Source organism: Simplicispira suum (genome assembly GCF_003008595.1).
GTDB lineage: Bacteria > Pseudomonadota > Gammaproteobacteria > Burkholderiales > Burkholderiaceae_C > Simplicispira > Simplicispira suum.
In genome coordinates, this window is record NZ_CP027669.1 from 50,642 (window position 1) to 73,306 (window position 22,665).

The following is a 22,665-nucleotide window of genomic DNA, read 5'->3' on the forward strand; positions in this document are numbered from 1 at the left end:
AGAACCTTTCTTCAGGGTTTCGGGGGGAAATCAGCGACAAAAACAGCGGACGGTCAGCCATCCTTGCCGTCGAGCCGGGTGCTCGTCAGCCAAGGGACATACATCACGAGATAGATCAGGAATGCCGTGGTCCACGCGGTGGCGGCGCCCACGAGGGCCTGTGAATACCACTGCGGTGCCACCATGGGCACCAACACCCGCAGCAGCGCAGCAGCCATCACCAGCACATAGGCCAGCACTTCGGCGCGCGACACCTGCAGCGGCCGGCCGGTGTGACCGCGCGCCGTACGCGTGAGCATGCCGATGATCAGCCCGCCAGTAGCGCCTACCGCAAGAGCATGGACACCCACCGAGACCAGCACCCAACCGGGCTGCGCGAGTGCCAGCAAGGCCAGGCCCAGCGGAATCCATGCGTACGCCGCGTGCAAGATCCAGAGGATCGGCTTCTTGAGCGCAACCTTCGAATGCCAGTGCAGCATGCGGGCCGCTTGCAAAACGGCGGCTGCGGCCAACGCAGCAAACGTGATCCATCCACCTGAAGCAAAGACCCACAGCGCCAACGCCACGAAGGTGCTGCCGAGCGCGCTGCGTTCGAGCCAGGGCGGCACGGCGATTTTCAGCCCTGGTGTGACGCTCATGGTGAACGCCGGTATCACCCGGCCGGCCATCACGCACTCAACCATTACGATCAGACCCAAGGCTGCGTACAGCGCGCTGGTGGGCGGCAGCGCAAGCCATCCCAAAACCGCCAAGTGGAACGCCAGATTGGCCACCGACAGCAGCACCAGTATGCCGACCAGCGGCAAGTTGCGCTTGTTGCCAGCGCGCAAAAGAATGCGCAGCAAAATCACGGCCACGGCTGGCAACAGCACGACGTCAAGCGCCGCGTACACCGGGTAAGGCGCAAGCCATGCGGCCACACGGGCCGCCAGCCAAAGCAGCACCAGTGCACCCAGCGCGGCGCCACGCGGTGTTTGCAATCCGGTCCAGGCTTTGACCGCCGTTAGCAGGAAACCGATGATCACGCCGGTGGCAAAACCCAGCAGCATCTCGTGCGCATGCCAGAGCAACGGCGAGACGCTGAGATCAAGTGAAATCGCCCCGAGCATGGCAGCCACCCAGAACGGAACTGCTACGCAGGCCAGCGCCGCAGCAGCAATATAAAAGGGACGAAAGCCCAACCGGAGTACCGGCCAGCCGCGCGGCGTTTTGCTTGCAGGTTTTGCAGCGCCAGCGCTGACCAGGGGCGGAAGAGGTGTTTTCATGGAGTCCATATCAGGCCCGGCGCGCTTGCGCTGGGGGGAGCAAAGCTATAAGATGCATTTTATATGTATCTTACAGTGCCAATCGACTTTTATCAATCGACTGTGCACTGCACACCACCATGCGGCTTGCCAACTACACCGACTACACCCTGCGCGTGCTGATGTACTGCGCGCAGCACCGCGAGCGCCGCGTCACGATTGCCGAACTCGCGCAAACCCATTCCTTATCGAAAAACCATTTGATGAAGATCGTCAATGACTTGGCTCGACACGGACTGTTGGAAACTGCGCGGGGACGCGGAGGCGGCGTGCGGCTGCTTCTCGAACCAGCGGCGATCGGTATTGGCGCAGTCGTGCGTTGGTGCGAAAGCGATTTCCGCATGGTCGAGTGTTTCGACGAAAACTCCAACACCTGCCGATTGACTGCGGCTTGCCGGCTGAAAAATTTGTTCCAGCGCGCTCTGGCGTCCTGGTTGCGCGAGCTTGACACCGCTACGCTGGCAGATCTGGTGGGTGAAGGTGCTGCAGAGCCGCTGGGCGCTCCAGCCATCATCAGCTTGTCGCGGCGCCCAGCTGCGACGGCCGTTCTGGCGCACGGTTGACGCTGTTGAGGCCTCTTTGAATTGCTATTAATTAAATAGCATTCAACGCATATCTATAAAGCGCTAGAAGCGGTTTTTAATGGAAAACCGTAGTTAGAACGATTCCCAGTCATCGCTCGCCCCTGCTCCGCCCTTCGCGGGCTTGGGCGCGGGCGCCGCAGGGGTGGCTTGCCGAGCAGTCGGCTTGGCCGAAATGCGTGCAGCAACCTTCGGCTTGGGCGCTGCCACGGCCGCTGCTGCCGTACGCTTTGGTGCGGCCACCGGCGCGCGCAACACCGTGTTGCTGCCTGCAAGCCGAAACACCGCGACAGACTGCACCAGATCCTCTGCCTGTCCCTTGAGACTGCTGGCGGCTGCCGCCATCTGCTCAACCAGCGCCGCGTTCTGCTGTGTGGCCTGGTCCATTTGCGTGACCGCCTCGCCGACTTGCGAGACACCCGAACTTTGCTCGCTGCTGGCTGCGCTGATTTCTGCCACGATATCGGTCACCCGGCGGATAGCGGCCACGACCTCATTCATGGTGGCCCCGGCCTTGCCTACCTGGTCGTTGCCCTGCTCGACACGCTCGACGCTGGCGGAAATCAGCGCCTTGATTTCCTTGGCAGCATCGGCGCTGCGACCGGCCAGACTGCGCACTTCGCTGGCCACCACGGCAAAACCCCGGCCCTGCTCACCGGCCCGGGCCGCCTCGACTGCCGCGTTCAGCGCCAGGATGTTGGTCTGGAAAGCAATGCCGTCGATCACCCCAATGATGTCGGCAATCTTGCGGCTGCTTTCGTTGATGCCCTTCATGGTTTCCACGACCTGGGCCACCGTCTCGCCGCCCTGCTGCGCAACGCCCGAGGCGCTGACGGCCAGTTGATTCGCCTGGCGCGCGTTGTCGGCGTTCTGACGCACGGTGCTGCTCAGTTCCTCCATGGAGGCTGCGGTTTCCTCAAGGGCACTGGCCTGCTGCTCGGTCCGCGCCGAAAGGTCGTGGTTGCCCTGGGCAATTTCAGCGCTGGCAGTTGCCACGCTCTCAGAGCCTTCGCGCACCCGGGTCACGATGCGCACCACGCTGTTCCGCATGGCTTCTATGCCATGCAGGACGCTGCGCTCATCCGCAGGAGGAATTTCCACCGCCAGGTCGCCCTGCGAGATCCGGTTGGTGATGGAATTGAGAAGCTCGGGCTCTCCCCCCAATTGGGTCAGGATGCCCCGCGTGAACCACCAACCGATCAGTCCCAGGACCAGGGCCAGGGCCAGGGCAATGGCCCCAGCCTCCCAAACACGACCCATGAACGTGTTCTGCACCGTGTCCACGTAGACCCCGGAACCCACAATCCAGCCCCAAGGAGCGAAACCTTTGACAAATGAAACCTTCGCAACGGGATCCGTGCTCCCCGGCTTGGGCCACAGATAGTTGACAAAACCGGAGCCGTTCTTCTTCACCGTGTCGACAAATTCCACAAAAAGAAACTTGCCGGTGGGATCCTTATTGCCACTGAGATCTTGCCCCTCCAACTTGGTGCTGATGGGATGCATCACCATGGTTGGATGCATGTCGTTGATCCAGAAATACTCGGTGTCGCTGTAGCGCAGGGTGCGCACCGCTTCCTTGGCACGCTGCTTGGCCTCCTCTTGGGTCATCCCCCCCTTGCTCGCCTGCGCATGAAAATCGGCAATCACGCCATACGCGGTCTCCACCGCCTGACGAACACTGCGCTCTCGCTCTTGCATGATCAGACTGCGCTCCGACACCATGAGAACTCCCGCGAGCACCAGCATGGCCAGCAAGGCAAGCCCCACGAGCCCGGAGAGGCGTCGTGAAATAGTGAGCTGTTTGAATGCGGTCATCGTCGCTCCCTCGGTGGTTCAACTGAGATGGGCTTGCGAATCCTACATCTGAGCGGCAAAGTTCACCGGCTTCTGACCATCAACACGGTCGTGGGCAGCGAACGACCATGTCACGGTGCTTGGTGGAGTCAAGCGCCAGGCATGTCCTCCAAGAACGGCCGGCCCGCAGAAGCAAACGGACCACAGCAGGCGTGGAAACCGAGAAAAGCAACAACATGCGCAGCGCAAATTCGCTCTGCCCACGCTGCACTCGGTCATCCATCAAAAAAGCACGCACACCCAACGGTTAGCGTGCATTTTTCCGAACCTGGGCCGACTGGGCCCGTCAATCGTTGCGCGTTTTCAGCCCTGCGCCTTGGCGTAGTTGGCCAGCCCGTCCATGATCTCTTGGTGCGCCGACTCAATGCCTTCCCAGCCCAGCACCTTGACCCATTTGCCGTCTTCCAGATCCTTGTAATGCTCAAAGAAGTGACTCAGCGCACGCAGACGGGCCGGGTTGACATCCTCGACATTTTTCCAGGCAGAGTACATCGCCAGCACCTTGTTCGTCGGTACGGCGAGCACCTTTCCGTCAATGCCGGCTTCGTCTTCCATTTTCAAAATGCCCAAGGCGCGGCAGGGAACCACGACGCCTGGGTGCAAGGGATAGGGGGTAATGACCAGCACGTCCACCGGGTCGCCGTCGCCGCTGAGCGTCTGCGGCACGTAGCCGTAGTTCGACGGGTAGTACATGGCAGTGGTCATGAACCGGTCAACAAAGATGGCGCCCGACTCCTTGTCCACCTCGTATTTGATCGGGTCCGAATCCATGGGGATTTCGATCACGACGTTGAAGGATTCGGGGAGGTTCTTGCCGGGAGTGACGCTGTTGAGGGACATATTGCTTATTTTCGAGGTGGATGACTAGTGACTAACCCTGATTTTACCGGTCGACCCCTTGCGCCCGGCTTGCAGGCGCGTTTTTCGGAGTAAATTGTCGGGGTTGGCCAATCGACTCCGGGACGGGAGCACGAGGAAGCAACGCAAGCGGAGACCCTCCCCATGCGTTGAGTCTCCTTCCGTGCGAAACAACACCTGGAGCGATAAGAATGGCTGGAACCACAGCGTCGAATTTCCCCCTCATCCTTGCCCTGGTCTGTGGCCTGATTGCCGTGGCCTACGGCTTCTGGGCCCGCAGCTGGATTTTGGGCAAAGACCCCGGCAACCCCCGCATGCAGGAGATTGCCGCCGCCATCCAGGCCGGCGCTGCCGCCTATCTGGCCCGCCAGTACAAAACCATTGCCATCGTCGGCGTGGTGCTGGCCATCCTCATCGGTGTTTTCCTTGACGGCAAAACCGCCGTGGGCTTCGTCATCGGCGCCGTGCTCTCTGGCGCCTGCGGCTTCATCGGCATGAACGTGTCGGTGCGCGCCAACGTGCGCACGGCGCAAGCGGCAACCCAAGGCATTGGCCCGGCGCTGGATGTCGCATTTCGTGGCGGCGCCATTACCGGCATGCTGGTGGTGGGCCTGGGGCTGCTGGGCGTCACCGGCTTCTATTGGTACCTGGTGGGCAGCAATCCGGTGGCGGACAAGTCGCTCGCCGGCCTGCTCGACCCGCTGATCGGTTTTGCCTTTGGCTCGTCGCTGATCTCCATCTTCGCACGCCTGGGCGGCGGCATCTTCACCAAGGGCGCTGACGTGGGCGCCGACCTGGTGGGCAAGGTCGAAGCCGGCATCCCGGAAGACGACCCGCGCAACCCGGCCGTGATTGCCGACAACGTCGGCGACAACGTGGGTGACTGCGCCGGCATGGCCGCCGACCTGTTCGAAACCTACGCTGTGACGCTGATCGCCACCATGGTGCTGGGCGCGCTGATGCTGACGGCCGCGCCCGTCAACGCCATGATGTACCCGCTGGCGCTGGGCGCCGTGTCCATCGTGGCCTCGATCATTGGCTGCTTTTTCGTCAAGGCCTCGCCTGGCATGAAGAACGTGATGCCGGCGCTGTACAAAGGCTTGGCGATTGCCGGTGTGCTCTCGCTCATCGCCTTCTACTTTGTCACCGCCTGGATCATTCCTGACAACATCCTGGGCGGCACGGGCGCACAAATGAAATTGTTTGGTGCTTGCGCCACGGGTCTCGTGCTGACCGCAGCGCTGGTCTGGATCACCGAGTACTACACCGGCACGCAGTACAAGCCGGTACAGCACATCGCGCAAGCGTCCACCACGGGCCACGGCACCAACATCATTGCCGGCCTGGGCGTTTCCATGCGCTCCACCGCCTGGCCAGTCATCTGTGTCTGCGCCGCCATCCTGGTGTCGTATTCGCTCGCCGGGCTGTTCGGTATTGCCGTTGCTGCGACGTCCATGCTCAGCATGGCAGGCATCGTGGTGGCGCTCGATGCCTATGGACCGATTACCGACAATGCGGGCGGCATTGCCGAAATGGCCGAGATGCCCAGCAGCGTGCGTGACATCACCGATCCGCTGGACGCCGTGGGCAACACCACCAAGGCCGTGACCAAGGGCTACGCTATTGGCTCGGCGGGTCTCGCCGCACTGGTGCTGTTTGCCGACTACACCCACAAGCTGGAGGGCTACGGGCAGGCAATCGACTTCAATCTGAGCGATCCGATGGTCATCATCGGCTTGTTCATTGGCGGTCTGATTCCCTACCTGTTCGGTGCCATGGCCATGGAAGCCGTGGGCCGGGCTGCCGGCGCCGTGGTGGTGGAAGTGCGCCGCCAGTTCCGCGATATTCCCGGCATCATGGATGGCAGCGGCAAACCGGAGTACGGCAAGGCCGTGGACATGCTGACCAGCGCCGCCATCAAGGAAATGATCGTACCCAGCCTGCTGCCGGTAGTGGTTCCGATTCTCGTTGGTCTGCTGCTCGGCCCGAAAGCGCTCGGCGGCCTCTTGATGGGCACCATCGTCACCGGGCTGTTTGTCGCCATCTCCATGTGCACCGGCGGCGGCGCCTGGGACAACGCCAAGAAATACATTGAAGATGGCCACCACGGCGGCAAGGGTTCTGAGGCGCACAAGGCCGCTGTGACCGGCGATACCGTGGGCGATCCGTACAAAGACACCGCTGGCCCCGCCGTGAACCCACTGATCAAGATCATCAACATCGTGGCGCTGCTCATCGTGCCGCTGGTCGTGAAATTCCACGCAGGTTGAATCACCTCCGCCGCTGAAGGCAGCTTTTTGACGAAAGGGGCTTTGCGCCCCTTTCTCAATGCACACGAGGAAGCAAGGACTGAGAGATGGCCCCATGAATCACGCTGCCTCGCCCCCCGCTGGCCCCGATGTCGTGGTCTACACCGAGATTGTTCGCACCACGCTGGCAGGTTCCGGTCATTTGATGGAGCGTGTCATCGAAGTCAGCCGCAGGGCATTGCAAGCCCGCGAAGACCAGGCGCGCACTCCCCGCGAGAGCCACAGCGTGATGCATGCGCGCCAGCACCTTGAGCGCGTTGCCTTCGTCCTGTTCGAACGATTTGCAGGCGCCCTAGAACAAGCTGTAGCCAAAGGCGCCGATCAGAATCAAACCGCGACACGCTCGCTTTTTTCGGTGCAGTTTGATGAGCTGGAGCTGATGGACGAATCGCAACTCAGCGAGAACGTGGAACGTGCGCGGGCAAGGCAGTCGCTCGCCGAAGCCGTGACGGCGCCCCTGGCCGAACTCAACGCACTCATGAGCGCTGCGCAAGGGCAATCGAGCGTCGATCCTGGGCACAACCCCCTGCAACCCGAGCTTTTTCTGCAGGCCATGCAAGCCGTGGTCGGGCAGATGCAGCCGTCCGACGAGGTGCGGCGCGACTGGATGACCCATCTGGCCGAGGCCATGGGAGCCGAGCTTCGGACCCTGTATCTTCAACTGATCGCGCAAATGCAGGAAAGCGGCATCAAGCCTGCTGGGTATGCGGTGCGCCAGCAAGGCGGAAACTACGTCTACGTGAAGCCTGCAGGCGAAGAAGGCCACGCTCCAGGGTTTGGCCCCGAAGCCGCGCCGTGGTGCAGGGGTGATGCGCAAGCGCCCGCGAAACCCGCAGCCGGCACCGACCACACCTTGCTCACGCTGCACCAACTGCGCCGTCTGCTCAGGGGTGAGCTCGCCGATGGTCCAACGCCCGAAATCCCATTTTCTGAACGGTTTTCACGTGAGTTCGAGAGCACACCGTCCCACGCGGCGGCGCCCTCGCCCGACTTCGACATCACCGTACCGGCCGCCTTTGAGGCACTCCAAGAGATGAAGCAGGTAGATCACATGATGGAGCGCCTGGGCAACCGGGGCCCGCTGGGCACAACCGCTGCGGCGGCGACAGCGCCGCAGAATCCCAAAGCGGCACTCGGCCAAGCCTTGAGCATGGAAGTCGTGGCCCTCATGCTGGACAACATCGCGCGCGATGGCCGCTTGCTCTGGCCCGTGCAGCAACTCGTAAAGAAGCTGGAGCCCGCTTTGTTGAAACTGGCCGTGGCAGATCCGCGGTTCTTCAGTGACAAGGACCATCCGGCTCGCCGCCTGTTGCAGGAGATGACGGACCGAAGCCTGGCCTTTGAGAGCATTGACACCCCCGGTTTCGAGAGCTTCATGCAACCACTGATCGACGTGATGGGCCCTTTGACCCACTCGTCCATTGAAGACCAAGAACCCTTCGGCCATGCCTTGGACCAGTTGCTGGACGCCTGGGCCACGCGTGAGAAGAAGCGCGAGCACGAGCGCCTGCGGGCCATCGACGCCTTGCGCCATGCCGAGCAGCGCAACCTGCTCGCTGCCAGGATGTGGCAAGAGATGCGCTCGCTGCCTCAAATTGAAGTGGTCCCGGCCGAAGTTGCGCGCTTCCTGCTCGGCCCCTGGACCCAGGTAATGGCCCAGGCGCGGCTGGACGACACCAGTGGCAGCAACGATCCGGGCCGTTACCGGGAAGCGGTCGATGCACTGATCTGGAGTGCGCAACCCCAGCTCACCCGGATCAACGTGGGCCGCCTCGCCCGCCTCGTGCCCAAACTGCTCTCCAGACTGCACGCAGGCCTTGTCGCCATCGACTATCCGCCCACCGACACCGAAAGATTCTTCGAACTGCTGATGCAGTTGCATCAGCAGGCCTTTGAGCCCGACCGCTCTGCACAAGCCCCCCCACCCAGCCACCCAAAGCGAAGCAAGGCGCCCACCATGGAGACGGATGAGCCCTGGATTGCGCCGTCGGAAGCAGTCGAATCGGGATTTATGGACGCGTTGGCTGACCCGCAACCCGGCAACGCCGCCGACGAGGCGCTCGATCCCATATCTACCGGGATAGCACCGCACCGGGAGATGGCCGTAGGCACCTGGGTCAACCTGCAAGTTGAAGGCAAATGGGAGCGCACACAGCTCTCCTGGATTGGCTCCCATGGCAACCTCTTCCTGTTCACCAACACCTACGGCCATACGCAGTCGATGACGCGGCGACTGCTCGACAGGCTGGTCGCTCGGGGCACGCTGCAGATCATTTCCGGGCAAACCGTGGTGGCTGGCGCACTGGACGCCGTGGCGCAAACGGCCTTGCGCAACAGCCTCGACACAGGCTATTGAAGCCGAGGACGCCCTAAAGCTCCGACGAAATCACCGCCCTGAGCAAAGCACTGGCGGGTGCCACCAGCGTGTGCAACTCATGCACGCGCTCCTGCTCGATGGCTTGCAACACCAGTTCGTGGATGCCGCCCACCACCGCCAGCGCCATGGTGGGCTGCAACGGCGACTTGCGCATGCGCGCACCAGGACGCTGATTGACCACTTCGAGCATGAGCGCGGCCAGTTGCTGGTGTACCCGACTGCGCACCGCCAGACCGCTGGCGCCCAGGCCCAGGATCTCGATAAATAGTGTGCGCAGCAGCACCGGGTTGCGGGCCAGGGCTGCCAGGTAGGCGGCCATGGCCTGCTCCACCTGCGCCTCCCAGTCGCTGCTGGGATTGATCGCGGCGCGAAGTGCTGCGGTGGCCTCGTCGGTGGCCGCAAGATACAAGGCCATCAGGCATTCGGCCTTGTCACCAAAGTGCTCGTAAAAGGTGCGCCGTGAGACGCTGGCCTGGCGGACGATGTCGGCAATCGTCGTCTCGGCGTAGCCCTTGTCGGCGACACAACGCGCCATACCGTTCAGCAGGCGGGCCCGGTGCCCAACGGCATCGTTGCAGTTTTCGTGCATGGTTATTTCACTCTCCGGATCAATCGGTACTTGACAGTACCACATCTTTCTTCGATGATTCACGCCGTTTGGTACTCTTCGGTACCAGCGCATGTCTCCGAGTTACTTTGTCATGAAATCACTTTTCGCGCCCCGCGCGCTCCCTCTTGCTGGCGCAGCTGCTTTGTGTCTCTTGGCACAGGCGGCCAGTGCCGCGCCCATGGACTTCGCCACCGCCCTGCAGCACATGGACGCGTCGTCCGACCGCTTGGCGGCCTCGTACCTGGCCGTGAACAGTGCCGCGCAGCAGCGCCGCGCCATCGAACGCCTGGGCGGCCCCAGCGTGAGCCTGACCGGCGCTGCCTACGCCTACAACGCCAACCTGAACCTGGACCTGAACCCGCTGGGCCAGGCGCTGCCGGGCATGCTTGCTCAACTGCCACCGCAGCTGGGCGGCATGGTGGCGCAGCTGCCCCATCTTCCGGCCAGCTACACGCTCAACCGCCACCGGACGGACGCCACAGCCTCGGTCAACGCCGTCTGGCCGATTTACCTGGGCGGCGCCAGCGAAGCCGCACGCGGCCTGGCCGACGCCCGCACCCGCGAAGCGCAAGCCGACAGCACACGCGTGAACGACGAACTGGCCACGCTGCTGGTACAGCGCTACTTTGGCGCCCAACTGGCCAACCGCGCCGCGACGCTGCGCGAAGCCGCGCTGCACAGCATTGAGCAGCACGACGCCGCCGCGCAAAAAATGATGGACGCCGGCGTCATTGCCAAAGTCGAGCGCCTGCAAGCCCGCTCGGCCCTGGAAGACGCGCGCAAAAGCGCGCAAAAGGCCCGCGACGACGCCGACCTGGCCGGCACCGCCCTTGCGCGCGCGGCCCGCGTGGAAGAGCGCCTGGAACCGACCAGCCCGCTGTTTGTCATCAGCCAGGCCGTCGAACCCCTGCCTTACTTCATCGACGCCGCGCTGGCGCACCACCCCGGTTTGGCCAAAGTTGCCGCCAAAAAGGCGCAGGCCGGCCAGTTGCACGCCGCCGAAGAAGCGCTGCGCCGCCCCCAGGTGTTTGCCTTTGGCCAGCGCGAGCTCAAAAGCGGCAACGCCGACTGGGTCGCCGGCATTGCCGTGCGCTGGACTCTGTGGGATTCGATTGACCGCAACGCCCTGCAAGCTTCGTCACAAGCCAAGATTGACCAGGCCGAGCGCACCGGCGCCCAGGCGCGCAGCGACATCGCCCTGCTGGTAGAAAAAAACTGGCTGGCACTGGAGCAAGCCCGCCGCCAATACTTCGCCCAGCAAGCCGGGGTGGATCTGTCCGCCGAAGTGCTTCGGCTGCGGGAGTCCGGCCTGCGCGAAGGCACCAGCACCACGCTGGACTTGATTGACGCGCAACTGAACAACGCCAAAGTGTTGACCGAGCGCGCCCAGGCCGCGCACGACTACGTGCTGGCGCTGGCCGCGCTGCTTGAGAGCAGCGGCTTGTCGGACGAATTTGCAAACTACATGGCGCGAGCCGACGTGAAGGTGGATTGAGATGAACGCAAAGACAAAAGCCGCCGCAGCGGTCACCCTGGGCCTGGCCGTGGCGGCCTTCACCGGCTACGGCCTGTGGCAGGCCGCCCAGCCCGCACCCGAGGTGTTCCAGGGCCAGATGGAAGCGCGCGAAGCCGACATCGCCCCCAAACTCAGCGCCCGCATTGCCGAAGTGCTGGTGAAAGAAGGCGACCAGATCGCCGTGGGCACGCCGCTGCTGCGGCTCGACAGCCCCGAAGTCGCCGCCAAGATGGCCCAGGCCACGGCCGCCCAGGCGGCAGCGCAGGCGGTGGCCAGCAAGGCCGCGCACGGCGCCCGCCCGCAAGAAATTGAAATGGCCCGCCTGACCTGGCAGCGCGCCCAGACGGCCGCTGAGTTGGCCGACACCTCGTTTCGCCGCGTGGAAGGCCTGGCTCGAGAAGGCCTGATTGCCGCCCAAAAACGCGACGAGGCCGACGCCAACCGCAAGGCCAGCCGGGATCAGGCGCTGGCCGCCAAGGCGCAGTACGACATGGCCCGCGCCGGCGCCCGCCCCGAAGACCAGGCGGCGGCCGCCGCACAGGCCCGCCAAGTGGCCGGCGTGGTGGCCGAAGTGCAGGCCGCTCAGGCCGAGACCGAGCTCAAAAGCCCGGTGGCCGGCGAAGTCGCCAAGGTGCTGGCGCGCGTGGGTGAACTCTCGCCCCAGGGCGTGGCCGTGGTGTCGGTGGTCGACCTGTCGGACCAGTGGGTGGTGCTGAACGTGCGCGAAGACCGGCTGCAGCGCTTTGCCGTGGGCAGCGAGTTCGACGCCACCCTGCCCGCGCTGGGCGAGCAGACGGTGCGCTTCAAGGTGTACGCCAACAGCGTGCTGCCCGACTTTGCCACCTGGCGCAGCACACGCGCCGGCCAGGGCTTTGACGTGCGCACCTTCGAAGTGCGCGCCCGCCCCGTAACCGCCCTGCCGGGCGCACGCCCCGGCATGAGCGTCTTGGTCAAAAATACATAATAAATTGGCCTCTAGCGCAATCTCCATAAGCGCTAATAGCTATGAATTCAATAGTACACAGTGCCCGGCGTGAAGTCTGGCGCCTGCGCCAAAGCTCCTGGGACCTGGCCATGATCACCTGGGTGCCGCTGCTGGCCGTGGCGCTGCTGTGGTGGATTTTTTCTGCCGGCGTACCGCACGACCTGCCCATCGGCGTGCAGGACGAAGACCATTCCGCGCTCTCGCGCCAGCTCACCCGCATGCTGGACGCCACGCCCGGCTTGCACGTGGCGCGGCCCGTGAACGGCAGCCTGGAGGCCCAGGCCGCGCTGCGCAGCACAGACGTTTACGCCGTTGTGGTGGTGCCGCGTGGCATCTCCAACGACGTGAAGCAGGGCCGGGTGGGTGAGGTCACGCTCTTGCACAACGCCCAGCTGGGCACGCATTCGGGACTGATCCAGCGCGACGTGCGCGCCGCCGTCGGCACGCTCTCGGCCGGCGTCGAGCTGGCGGCCCGCGCCAAGCGGGGCGAGAGCGCGCTGGCCGCGCGCGTGAGCATGGACCCGATCCACACGCAGCTGGTGGGCCTTTTCAACGTGGCCGGCAACTACGAGCAGTTCCTGGCCTCGGCCCTGGTGCCGGCGCTGCTGCACATCCTGGCCATGACGGCCGGTGCCTGGGCTGTGGGCCGCGAACTGCGCGATGGCAGCCTGCGCGACTGGCTCGGCGAAAGCGGCCACCCCGTACGCACCGCTGGCGCCCTGCTAGGCAAGCTGCTCTGGCCTTGGTTGAGCCTCACGCTCGTCGGCTTGCTTACGCTGGTGTGGTTCACCTGGGGGCGCGGCTGGCACCCGCTGGGCAGCGTCGCCTGGGTGGCGGCGGCGCTGGCGTTGCTGGTAGGCCTGTCGGTGGTGTCGGGCGCCCTGCTGGCCGCGCTGACGCGCTCGCTGCGCATGGCGTTGTCGGGTGTCGGCTTTTTTTCGGCGCCGGCGTTTGCCTTCAGTGGCGTGGCCTACCCGCTCTTGGCCATGTCGCCCAGCGCGCGCACCTGGGCGCTGGCCATGCCTTTCACGCACTACATCGCTTTGCAGACCGGGCAGCTGCAAATGGGCGCGCCCATGGCCAGCAGCGCAGGCGCGATGGCGGGATTGCTGGCCGCCACGGTGCTGGCGTTCTTGCTGAGCATTGCGCTGCTGGAACGCGCGCTCACCCAACCCGGCACCTGGGGGAAACCTTGATGACCGACTCTTTGAACCACGTCCTGCGCCACTTTCGCAATGCGCTGGCTGTGGTGCTGCGCGACCAAGGCGTTTTGCTCCTGCTCGTGGCGGCGCCCGTGCTCTACGGCTTCTTCTACCCCTGGTTTTACGCCACCGAGGTGGTCACCCAGGTGCCCGTCGCCGTGGTGGATCTGGACCACTCCAGCCTCTCGCGCCAGATCACCCGGCTGGCCGAGGCCGACCCGAACATCGCCGTCACCCTCGTCACGGGCAACGAGCAAGAGGCACGCGAGGCATTGTGGAGCGGCGCCATCGGTGGCTACGCCGTGCTGCCGGCCGATCTGCAACGCAAGGTCTTTCGCAGCGAAGCCGCCGCCGTCAACGTGGAAGCCAACGCTGCCTACGCCCTCATCAACAAAGCGGTACAGCGCGGCTTTGCCGAATCCGTGGGTACGGCATCGGCGGTAGTGGAAATCCGCCGACTGGAGACGCAAGGCCAAAGCGCCGCCCAAGCCCGCGCCAGCCGCAGCCCGGTGCAGTTGCAGACCGTTGCCTTGTTCAACCCCACCGAAGGCTATGGCAGCTACGTCGTGCCCGCCGTGGCCCTGCTCATCCTGCAGCAAACGCTGCTGATGGGCGCCGCCCTGCTGGCTGGCACGTGGGTAGAGCGCGGGCAGCACCACGCGTCGCCCGGCGTCTGGGTTGCGCGCCTCGCGGCACTGTGCACCCTCGGGCTGGCCAGCGGCCTGCTGTATTTCGGCTGGATTTTTGTCTGGCACGACTACCCGCGCGGCGGCAACGCCTGGGGCGCGCTGTTGCTGCTGCTGTTCTACGTCCCCACCAACGCAGCGCTGGGCTTGCTGTTGGGCCTGTGCATGGGCAACCGCGAGCGCGCGCTGCAGGTGCTGTTGTTTACCACCTTGCCGATGGTGTTTCTCGCCGGCTTCTCGTGGCCCGTGGAAGCCCTGCCCTTGCCGCTGCAGTGGCTGCGCTGGCTGGTTCCCAGCACAGCGGGCGTGCAGGCATCTTTGCGCCTGAACCAGCTGGGCGCGCCGCTGGCCGACGTGTTGCCGCATTTGGGCGTACTGCTGGCACTGTTTATCGCATCAACGACAGAGCTAGTTTGGAAAGGGCGGCGCCCACGCGCTGCCCAGCGCATGCAAGTCAGCCCGGCCAGTCCACGCCTGGGCTAAGCCACCCGCCCTGGCCCACCAGCAAATCGGCCGCCGCGAGCTGGGCTCGGCGCGGGCCAGTGGCGGCGCTTGGCGCGCTTGCATTGCGCCCGGGCCCCGGCCGCAGCCACTGCCAGACGCGCATGCGCACCGGCACGTGTTGGGAAGCCGCAGCGCGAAATTGTGCCGACAAAGCAGCGAAGCGCTCGCGCTCCACCGCCAGCGCCGTGTCGCGCACCATCACCGCCGCACGCAGCCGCAGCACTTCGCGCTCCAGCCGAGCCACCTGCGCCTGCTGCTGCGCCATGACGCGGCTGCAGCGCTCCTGTACCGCACCATAGGCACGGCAAAGCGCGACGTGCTCTTGCACAGGAGTGGTGGTGGCGGGCGGATGAATGGGAATGGTGTGCATGGTGCTGGCCTGCGAAAGAAATGACTGGCCCCATATTAAATGAGAATTATTCTCATTTCAAGGGCGGCAGGCTGCGGCTGGAAGTTCTCTGCGCTTCGCGCCCCACGCTCACGCTTGGTTGTCGTCCGGATGCGCGCCAAACAACTCGAAGCGCTGGCGTCCGTTGATCTTCGCGCGGTACATGGCTGCATCTGCATTGCGCAAAAGGTCTTCCGCACTGGGATAACGCGGATCGCACAGCGCAATGCCAATGCTGCTTGAAGCCGCAATCTCGTGCCCTTCCGCCAGCACAGCGGGCTCGAGCGCCTTGATGAGTCGTCCAGCAATCCGCACTACCGTCTCGACGTCGCCCGTCTCTTCGATCAACACGGCAAACTCGTCGCCACCGAGTCGTGCAACAAAGTCGGGCTCTCGAAGCTGGCTCGTGAGCCTGCGCGCCATTTCCTGGAGCACGGCGTCGCCCACGTGGTGACCCAAGGTGTCATTGATGAGCTTGAATCGATCGATGTCCATGAACATCACGGCAAACTGGCGCGAAGGGTCTCGGCGATAGCGCGCGAGCATGCGCTCCAGGCGATCGAAAAGGTAAGCACGGTTGGGCAGCCCGGTAAGGCCATCGTGCATCACCTGGTACTTCAGTTGGTCTTCGATCCGTTTGCGCTCCACGATCTCCGCCGCCAGCTGGGAGGTGCGCTCAAACACCCGCTGTTCCAGCTCGGCGTTGGCCTGATAGAGCGATTCCGTCATGCGCCGCCGTTCCAAGCTGTTGGCAATTTGCGAAGACGCAAACTGCAACAATTCTTGGTCGCGTTCGGAATACCGAACGGTGTCGCGATAGCTCTGCACGACGAGCACTCCGATAGGCTTGCCATCAACCCGCATGGGTACGCCGAGCCACCACAAGGCCAACTGGCCTCGCAATTCGATCTCCTGCTCCTCATGCAGTCTCTGGAGCTGGCCACCATTCGCCAACAATGGCCGGCCCGTTCGCAACACGTATTCTGTGATCCCTCTCCCAAGCACCCGCCTGGGGTGCGGCAAGTGCTGTTCGTCGATGTAATACGGGAACTCAAGCTGGCGGCCATCGTTGCTCAGCAGCGCAATGAAAAAGTTATCTACGTTGACGAGGTCTCCGACGATCTCATGAATCGACCGGTAAAAAACCTCCATCGTTTCTGCCGCAGACGCCAGTTCAGCAATGCGGTAGAGCGCGCGTTGCAGGCGCTCACCGCGCTCTCGCTCATTGACCTCGATGGTCAGCGCACGGTTTGCTTCGTCGAGTGCAGCAGTTCGAAGGAGCACCGCTCTTTCAAGATCCTCGCGTCGCCGCCGTCTCTGCAGGGCAGCAAGAACATGGCTGCCAACAAACGTCAGCAGGTTTTGGTCTCCCTCGCTGAAGCACCCCACCTGCTCATAACTTTGCACGACGAGCACACCCTTCACTTCGCCTTGCTCCAGCATGGGGACGCCCAGCCAATCCACGGCGTCGGCGCCACGCGCACGCAATGCTCCAGGAATTTGGCCAGCGATTGCCGCCAGGGACCCTCTGAGCGCTTTGCCATATCGAATCAGATTCCAGGTGAGTGAGTCTTCATAGTCCCGCATGGCGATGCGCGTGCCGGGCGCCGGTCCGTCGGCGGAAACGGAATCAACGAAGTACACAAAATCCATCGCGTCGGCGAGCTTGTCGTACAAAGCGACATAAAAGTTTCCCGCGTACATCAACTGCCCGATGATTTCGTGCACGCGCCGTAGCATTTCTTGAAGCGCTACGTCCTCATCCGCAGCATTTGAAATGGCAAACAAGGCATGCTGAAGCTTCTCTGCCTGCTCCGCGCGCTCGACGGCTGCACGCAGAGCGTCCAGTTCAACGTTGGCGTCAGATGAGGGCGGCATAGGATGGGAAAAAAGATCCAGCAAGCTTGATCAACAAGGTAGGCGCAAATGCCGCTGACGTAAAGCCTCCCATGGCGGCCGTTTCACGAGTTCAACTCTGAATCTGCGCCCACAACTTGTCCAGGCGCTTGACGCTCACCGGCTGCGGCGTGCGCAGCTCCTGCGCGAAGAAGCTCACGCGCAGCTCTTCGAGCAGCCAGCGCAGCTCTTGCATGCGCGCGTCCACCGCGCCTTTGCGCTCGGCCACCAGGCGCCAGTAGCGCTGCTCTTGCGGGCGCAGTTCCGCCAGTTTGGCAGCGTCGCGGGCCGGGTCGGCGCGCAGTTTGTCCAGGCGCAGCACGATGGCCTTGAGGTAGCGGGCAAAGTGCGCCAGTTGTGGCCACGGGGCGACAGTGAGGAAGTTTTTCGGCACCAGGCGTTGCAATTGCTGCTGCGCGTCCTGCACGGCATCTGGCGCGATTTTGGTGTCCTTGATCTTGCGCGCCGCTGCTGCATATTCGATGAGGATGGTGCCCGCCAGGCGCGCCACTTCGTTGGCGATCAAGGTCAGGCGCCCGCGCCCTTCCTGGACCCGACGCTCGAACTCTTGCGCATTGGTGGGAAGGGGTTCGAGCAGAAAGGCTCGGTCCATCGCCACATCCAGAATCTGGCTGCGCAGCTCTTCCTGCGTGCCCAGCGGCATGTAGGCCACGGCCATTTTTTGCAGCTCGGGCAGGTTTTTTTCCAGATACTTGAGCGCATCCTTGATCTGCAGCGCAAAAAGGCGCCGCAAGCCCGCACGGTGTTTGGCGGCGGCAACGCCCGGCTCGTCGAACACTTCGATGGTGACGGCATCGCCCGCGTCAATCAGCGCGGGGAAGCCAATCAACTGCTGGCCGCCCCGGCCAATTTCCATGAGTTCGGGCAGCTCGCCAAAGGTCCAGTGGATGTAGCGAGCTTCCGCCTGCACTGTGGGGGCCGCAGATTTTGCTTTGTTTTTGATAGCTGCTTGCGCTTGATGGTCGTGCGCTAGAGGCTGATTTTGCTCCAAATTTTGTGCAACTTGAGCATTGCTGTTCAGCTTCAGCCCCGCCAGGGCCTGGAACGCCCCACGCGCCTTCGCGCCCCACTCGGCCTTGAGGGCGCCGAGGTTGCGGCCCTGGCCCAGCTGGCGGCCATGCTCATCCACGATGCGGAAGTTCATGAACAAATGCGGGCTCAGCATGTCGAGCTTGAAGTCGGCGCGCTTGACGTCGAGCGAGGTTTCATCGCGCACCTGCTTGAGCAGCGCATCGACGAGGCCCAGGTGCCCGATGCGGTCGGGCGTGCCCAGCAGTTCGGCCAGGCGCGCCGCCGATTCGGGCAGCGGCACAAAGCGGCTGCGCGGGCGCTGGTGCAGGCTTTTGAGCAATGCCTGGATCTTGTCCTTGAGCATGCCAGGCACCAGCCATTCGCAGCGCTCCTCGCTCACCTGATTGAGCACAAACAAGGGCACGGTGACGGTGACGCCGTCGCGCGCATCGCCCGGCTCGTGCAGGTAGCTGGCCTGGCAGTCCACGCCGCCCAGGCGAATCATTTTGGGGAACGCAGCCGTGGTGATGCCAGCCGCCTCATGGCGCATCAATTCGTCGCGCGTCAGGCGCAGCAGCTCGGGGCGCTTGGCTGTCTCTTGCCGGTACCACTGCTCGAAACTGCGGCCGCTGGTGATGTCTTGCGGCAACTGCTGGTCGTAGAAGGCGTAGATCAGTTCTTCGTCCACCAACACGTCTTGCCTGCGCGATTTGTGCTCCAGCTCTTCGACCTTGGCAATGAGCTTTTCGTTGGCCGCCAGGAACGGCAGCCGCTTGTGCCATTCGGGCAGCACATCGGCCGCCACCAGCGCCTGGCGGATGAACATCTCGCGTGCGGCCTGCGGGTCTACCTTGTCGAAGGGTTTGCGCCGCCCGCTGTAGACCACCAGGCCGTAGAGCGTGGCGCGTTCGAAGGCCACGACTTCCGCGGCTTTTTTCTCCCAGTGCGGGTCGAGCAATTGCTTTTTAAGCAGATGGCTGCCGACTTCTTCCAGCCAGGTCGGGTCGATGTTGGCGATGCCGCGACCAAACAAACGCGTGGTTTCCACCAATTCGGCGCAGACGATCCAGCGCCCAGGCTTCTTGCGCAGGTGGGCACCGGGGTGGCGGTGGAACTTGATGCCTCGCGCGCCCAGGTACATGTCCTCTTCTTCCGGCTTGAAGCCGATGTTGCCGAGCAGGCCGGCGAGCATGGATTTGTGCAGCTCTTCGTAGCTGGCGGGCTTTGCGTTCAGCTCCCAGCGGTGCTCGGCCACCACGGTGAGGAGCTGGCTGTGCACGTCGCGCCACTCGCGCACGCGGCGCACGTTGATGAAGTTCTGGCGCAGGAGCTGTTCGTATTGGCGGTTGCTGAGTTTGTGGGTGGGGGCGGCGCCCGTGAGGGCGTCCACGGGCACGGGTGGCGCGGGCTGTGCCCCCGAGGCACGCTGGGAAATGGGCAAAAACGCCTGTCGCGCCGTACCGCCCTTTTGCTTGGCTTGTGCTTGCTGCACGCGGGCCGATGCCAATGTAGGCATGCTGCCGCCGCGCGCCTGCTGCAGCCAGTTCCACAGCGTCAAATAGCCGCTGAACTCACTCTTCTCGTCGTCGAACTTGGCGTGCTGCTGATCCGCCTGCTGCTGCGCCTCCATCGGGCGGTCGCGCACGTCCTGCAGGCTGAGGGCGCTGGCAATCACCAGCACCTCGTTCAGGGCGCCGCGCGCGCGCGCCTCCAGAATCATGCGGCCGACGCGCGGGTCCACCGGCAGGCGCGCAAGCTCGCGGCCTATTGAAGTAAGTTCGTTCTGCTCATCCACCGCGCCCAGCTCGTGCAGCAACTGGTAGCCGTCGGCAATGGCGCGGCCCGACGGCGCATCGATGAACGGGAACCGCGCCACGTCGCCCAGGTGCAGCGACTTCATGCGCAGGATCACCCCGGCCAGCGAGCTGCGCAAAATCTCCGGGTCGGTAAAGCGCGGGCGCCCGGCAAAGTCTTTCTCGTCGTACAGCCGAATGCAGATGCCGCTGGCCACCCGCCCGCAGCGCCCGGCGCGCTGGTTGGCTGCTGCCTGGCTGATGGGCTCGACCAGCAACTGCTCAACCTTGCTGCGCAGGCTGTAGCGCTTGACGCGCGCGGTGCCCGAATCAATCACGTAGCGGATGCCCGGCACCGTGAGCGAGGTCTCCGCCACGTTGGTCGCCAGGATGATGCGCCGGCCGGTGTGGCCGTCAAAAATGCGGTCCTGCTCGGCCTGCGAGAGGCGTGCGAACAGCGGCAGCACCTCGGCATTGCGCGTCACCACGTTGTGCGCCAGGTGCTTGCGCAGATGGTCGGCGGCCTCGCGGATTTCACGCTCGCCCGGCAGAAACACCAAAATATCGCCACCCGCATTGCCTTGCCACAACTCATCCACGCCATCGGCAATCGCTTCGTTCAGCCCATAGTCGCGCGACTCTTCAAACGGGCGCCAGCGCTGCTCCACCGGGAACATGCGGCCCGAGACCATCAGCACCGGCGCCGGGCCGTTTTTACTTTCAAAATGCTTGGCAAAGCGGTCGGCGTCGATGGTGGCGGACGTGACCACCACTTTCAAGTCCGGTCGCTTGGGCAGGATCTCGCGGATGTAGCCCAGCAGAAAATCGATGTTCAGGCTGCGCTCGTGCGCCTCGTCAATGATCAGGGTGTCGTAGGCTTTAAGGAGCGGGTCGGTCTGCGTCTCGGCCAGCAAGATGCCGTCCGTCATCAGTTTCACCGAGGCACCCTGGCTCAGGCGGTCCTGGAAACGCACCTTGTAGCCCACCACTTCACCCAGCGGCGTCTTCAATTCTTCGGCGATGCGCTTGGCCACGCTGCTGGCCGCAATGCGGCGCGGCTGGGTGTGGCCGATGAACTGGCCGCGCTCGCCGGGGCGGGTATTTAGTTTTCCGCGCCCCAGGGTGAGCGCAATCTTGGGCAACTGGGTGGTCTTGCCCGAGCCGGTTTCGCCGCAGACGATGATGACCTGGTGCTGCTTGAGGGCCTCTGCAATCTCGGCGCGCCGGGCAGAGACCGGCAAAGATTCGGGAAACGTGATCTGCAGAGAACGGGCGGCGGCGTCGGACAAGGTGGCAACTTCGTAGAGAATCGCGAATTATCCCCGGCCCGCTCCATTTTCTGGACGACTCCCACCCAGCCTACCGCCGCCCTGCGGCACCGCCCACGCGCATGTCCACCGTCTTCAACTTCACTTTTGTGCCCTGGTTCCGCTCCGTGGCGCCCTACATCCACAAATTCCGGCACCAGACCTTTGTGATCGGGCTGCCGGGCGAGGCCATTGCTGCGGGCAAGCTCTACAGCATTGCGCAGGACCTCGCCATGATTCAGGCGATGGGCGTGAAGATCGTTCTGGTGCACGGCTTTCGCCCGCAGGTGAACGAGCAGCTCGCCGCCAAGGGCCATGAGGGACGCTACTCGCACGGCATCCGCATTACCGACTCCATCGCGCTCGACAGCGCGCAGGAGGCCGCCGGCCAGTTGCGCTATGAGATCGAAGCCGCGTTCAGCCAGGGCCTGCCGAACACGCCGATGGCGGGCTCCACGGTGCGGGTGATTTCGGGCAACTTCATCACCGCGCGCCCAGTAGGCATCGTCGATGGGGTGGACTTCCAGCATTCCGGCCTGGTGCGCAAGGTCGACGTGGCGGGCATCCAGCGCTCGCTCGATATGGACGCGCTGGTGCTCATCTCGCCCTTTGGCTTCTCGCCCACGGGCGAAGCATTCAACCTGAGCATGGAAGAGGTGGCGACGTCGGTGGCGATTGCGCTCAAGGCCGACAAGCTGGTGTTCGTCTCCGAAGTGCCGGGCATTTTGCAAAACCCGGACGAACCCGCCAGCGAAGACAACCCCATCGACACCGAACTGCCGCTCGCCCAGGCGCGCCAGCTGCTGGCCCGCATGCCGGCGAGCCAGCAACCGTCGGACACCGCGTTCTACCTGCAGCACTGTGTCAAGGCCTGCCAGGGCGGCGTGGAGCGCAGCCACATCATTCCGTTTGCCGTGGACGGCGCGCTGCTGCTGGAGATTTACGTGCACGACGGCATCGGCACCATGATCGTGGACGAAAAACTCGAAGAAGTGCGCGAGGCCACGGCAGACGACGTTGCCGGCATCCTGCAGCTGATTGAACCGTTCGAGAAAGACGGCACGCTCGTCAAGCGCGACCGCACCGAGATCGAGCGCGACGCATCGAACTACACCATCGTTGAGCACGACGGCGTGATTTTTGGCTGCGCCGCCCTCTACCCCTACCCCGAGGCACGCACCGCCGAGATGGCCGCGCTCACGGTCTCGCCGCAGAGCCAGGGCACGGGCGATGGCGAAAAGCTTTTGCGCCGCATCGAGCAGCGCGCGCGCCTGCTGGGGCTGGACAGCATCTTTGTGCTCACCACGCGGACCGTGCACTGGTTCTTGAAGCGCGGCTTCAAGCTCGTCGATCCGGAATGGCTTCCCGAGGCACGCAAGCGCAAATACAACTGGGACCGGCGCAGCCAGGTGCTGGTGCGTAAACTTTAGGTAAAAATAGGCTCTAGCGCTTATTCAGCA

The 22,665-nt window shown here is 63.8% G+C and carries 15 protein-coding genes; 8 read left to right on the top strand and 7 right to left on the bottom strand.

Annotated elements, in window-relative coordinates; all coding sequences use genetic code 11:
• Positions 1–53: 53 nt before the first annotated feature.
• A complete protein-coding gene (locus C6571_RS00260; protein ID WP_106447937.1) occupies positions 54–1,265 on the bottom strand; it encodes an NnrS family protein in 1,212 nt (403 codons plus the stop codon).
• Positions 1,266–1,384: 119 nt separating this feature from the next.
• Here C6571_RS00260 and C6571_RS00265 point away from each other — a divergent pair, with 119 nt between their 5' ends.
• Complete coding sequence (locus C6571_RS00265) at positions 1,385–1,867, top strand: RrF2 family transcriptional regulator (RefSeq protein WP_106444867.1); 483 nt, start codon at positions 1,385–1,387, stop codon at positions 1,865–1,867.
• A gap of 93 nt (positions 1,868–1,960) precedes the next feature.
• Here the strand turns inward: C6571_RS00265 and C6571_RS00270 are convergent, their stop codons facing one another.
• Entirely contained in the window at positions 1,961–3,703 is a 1,743-nt protein-coding gene (locus C6571_RS00270) for a methyl-accepting chemotaxis protein (RefSeq protein WP_106444869.1), read from the bottom strand.
• Positions 3,704–4,045: 342 nt separating this feature from the next.
• On the bottom strand, positions 4,046–4,582 hold the full coding sequence (ppa, locus tag C6571_RS00275; RefSeq protein WP_106444871.1) for an inorganic diphosphatase: 537 nt from the start codon (positions 4,580–4,582) through the stop codon (positions 4,046–4,048).
• Between the two features lie 209 nt (positions 4,583–4,791).
• On the opposite strand from ppa, the gene C6571_RS00280 reads away from it, so the two are divergent.
• Together C6571_RS00280 and C6571_RS00285 are read left to right on the top strand one after the other, a co-directional pair.
• Entirely contained in the window at positions 4,792–6,870 is a 2,079-nt protein-coding gene (locus tag C6571_RS00280; RefSeq protein WP_106444872.1) for a sodium-translocating pyrophosphatase, read from the top strand.
• A gap of 94 nt (positions 6,871–6,964) precedes the next feature.
• The gene (locus C6571_RS00285; protein ID WP_170094643.1) at positions 6,965–9,265 is read left to right on the top strand and encodes a DUF1631 family protein; all 2,301 of its coding nucleotides are present in this window, start codon (positions 6,965–6,967) and stop codon (positions 9,263–9,265) included.
• Between the two features lie 13 nt (positions 9,266–9,278).
• On the opposite strand, the gene C6571_RS00290 is transcribed toward C6571_RS00285, so the two are convergent.
• On the bottom strand, positions 9,279–9,875 hold the full coding sequence (locus C6571_RS00290; protein WP_211300675.1) for a TetR/AcrR family transcriptional regulator: 597 nt from the start codon (positions 9,873–9,875) through the stop codon (positions 9,279–9,281).
• 199 nt (positions 9,876–10,074) lie between these two features.
• On the opposite strand from C6571_RS00290, the gene C6571_RS00295 reads away from it, so the two are divergent.
• From C6571_RS00295 to C6571_RS00310, 4 genes are read left to right on the top strand one after another with little or no spacing between them, the layout of a single operon-like run.
• Positions 10,075–11,391: a TolC family protein gene (locus C6571_RS00295; RefSeq protein WP_245901337.1), complete on the top strand. Its 1,317-nt coding sequence runs from the start codon at positions 10,075–10,077 to the stop codon at positions 11,389–11,391.
• Between the two features lies 1 nt (position 11,392).
• Positions 11,393–12,376 (top strand): HlyD family secretion protein, encoded by a 984-nt coding sequence (locus tag C6571_RS00300; RefSeq protein WP_106444878.1) that lies wholly within the window; start codon positions 11,393–11,395, stop codon positions 12,374–12,376.
• 41 nt (positions 12,377–12,417) lie between these two features.
• The gene (locus C6571_RS00305; protein WP_106444880.1) at positions 12,418–13,593 is read left to right on the top strand and encodes an ABC transporter permease; all 1,176 of its coding nucleotides are present in this window, start codon (positions 12,418–12,420) and stop codon (positions 13,591–13,593) included.
• A complete protein-coding gene (locus tag C6571_RS00310) occupies positions 13,593–14,768 on the top strand; it encodes an ABC transporter permease (protein ID WP_106444882.1) in 1,176 nt (391 codons plus the stop codon). The genes C6571_RS00305 and C6571_RS00310 overlap by 1 nt, the downstream gene beginning before the upstream one ends.
• Here C6571_RS00310 and C6571_RS19655 read toward each other — a convergent pair.
• The 3 genes from C6571_RS19655 to hrpA all read right to left on the bottom strand — a co-directional run bounded on the left by C6571_RS19655 (position 14,740) and on the right by hrpA (position 21,187).
• The gene (locus C6571_RS19655; RefSeq protein WP_170094645.1) at positions 14,740–15,159 is read right to left on the bottom strand and encodes a hypothetical protein; all 420 of its coding nucleotides are present in this window, start codon (positions 15,157–15,159) and stop codon (positions 14,740–14,742) included. The two genes, C6571_RS00310 and C6571_RS19655, sit on opposite strands and share 29 nt — an antisense overlap.
• 108 nt (positions 15,160–15,267) lie before the next feature.
• Positions 15,268–17,055 (bottom strand): sensor domain-containing diguanylate cyclase, encoded by a 1,788-nt coding sequence (locus C6571_RS00325; protein ID WP_106444885.1) that lies wholly within the window; start codon positions 17,053–17,055, stop codon positions 15,268–15,270.
• A gap of 91 nt (positions 17,056–17,146) precedes the next feature.
• Entirely contained in the window at positions 17,147–21,187 is a 4,041-nt protein-coding gene (hrpA, locus tag C6571_RS00330; protein WP_245901338.1) for an ATP-dependent RNA helicase HrpA, read from the bottom strand.
• Between the two features lie 101 nt (positions 21,188–21,288).
• On the opposite strand from hrpA, the gene argA reads away from it, so the two are divergent.
• Positions 21,289–22,635: an amino-acid N-acetyltransferase gene (gene argA, locus C6571_RS00335; RefSeq protein ID WP_106444887.1), complete on the top strand. Its 1,347-nt coding sequence runs from the start codon at positions 21,289–21,291 to the stop codon at positions 22,633–22,635.
• The last annotated feature ends 30 nt before the right edge of the window (positions 22,636–22,665 follow it).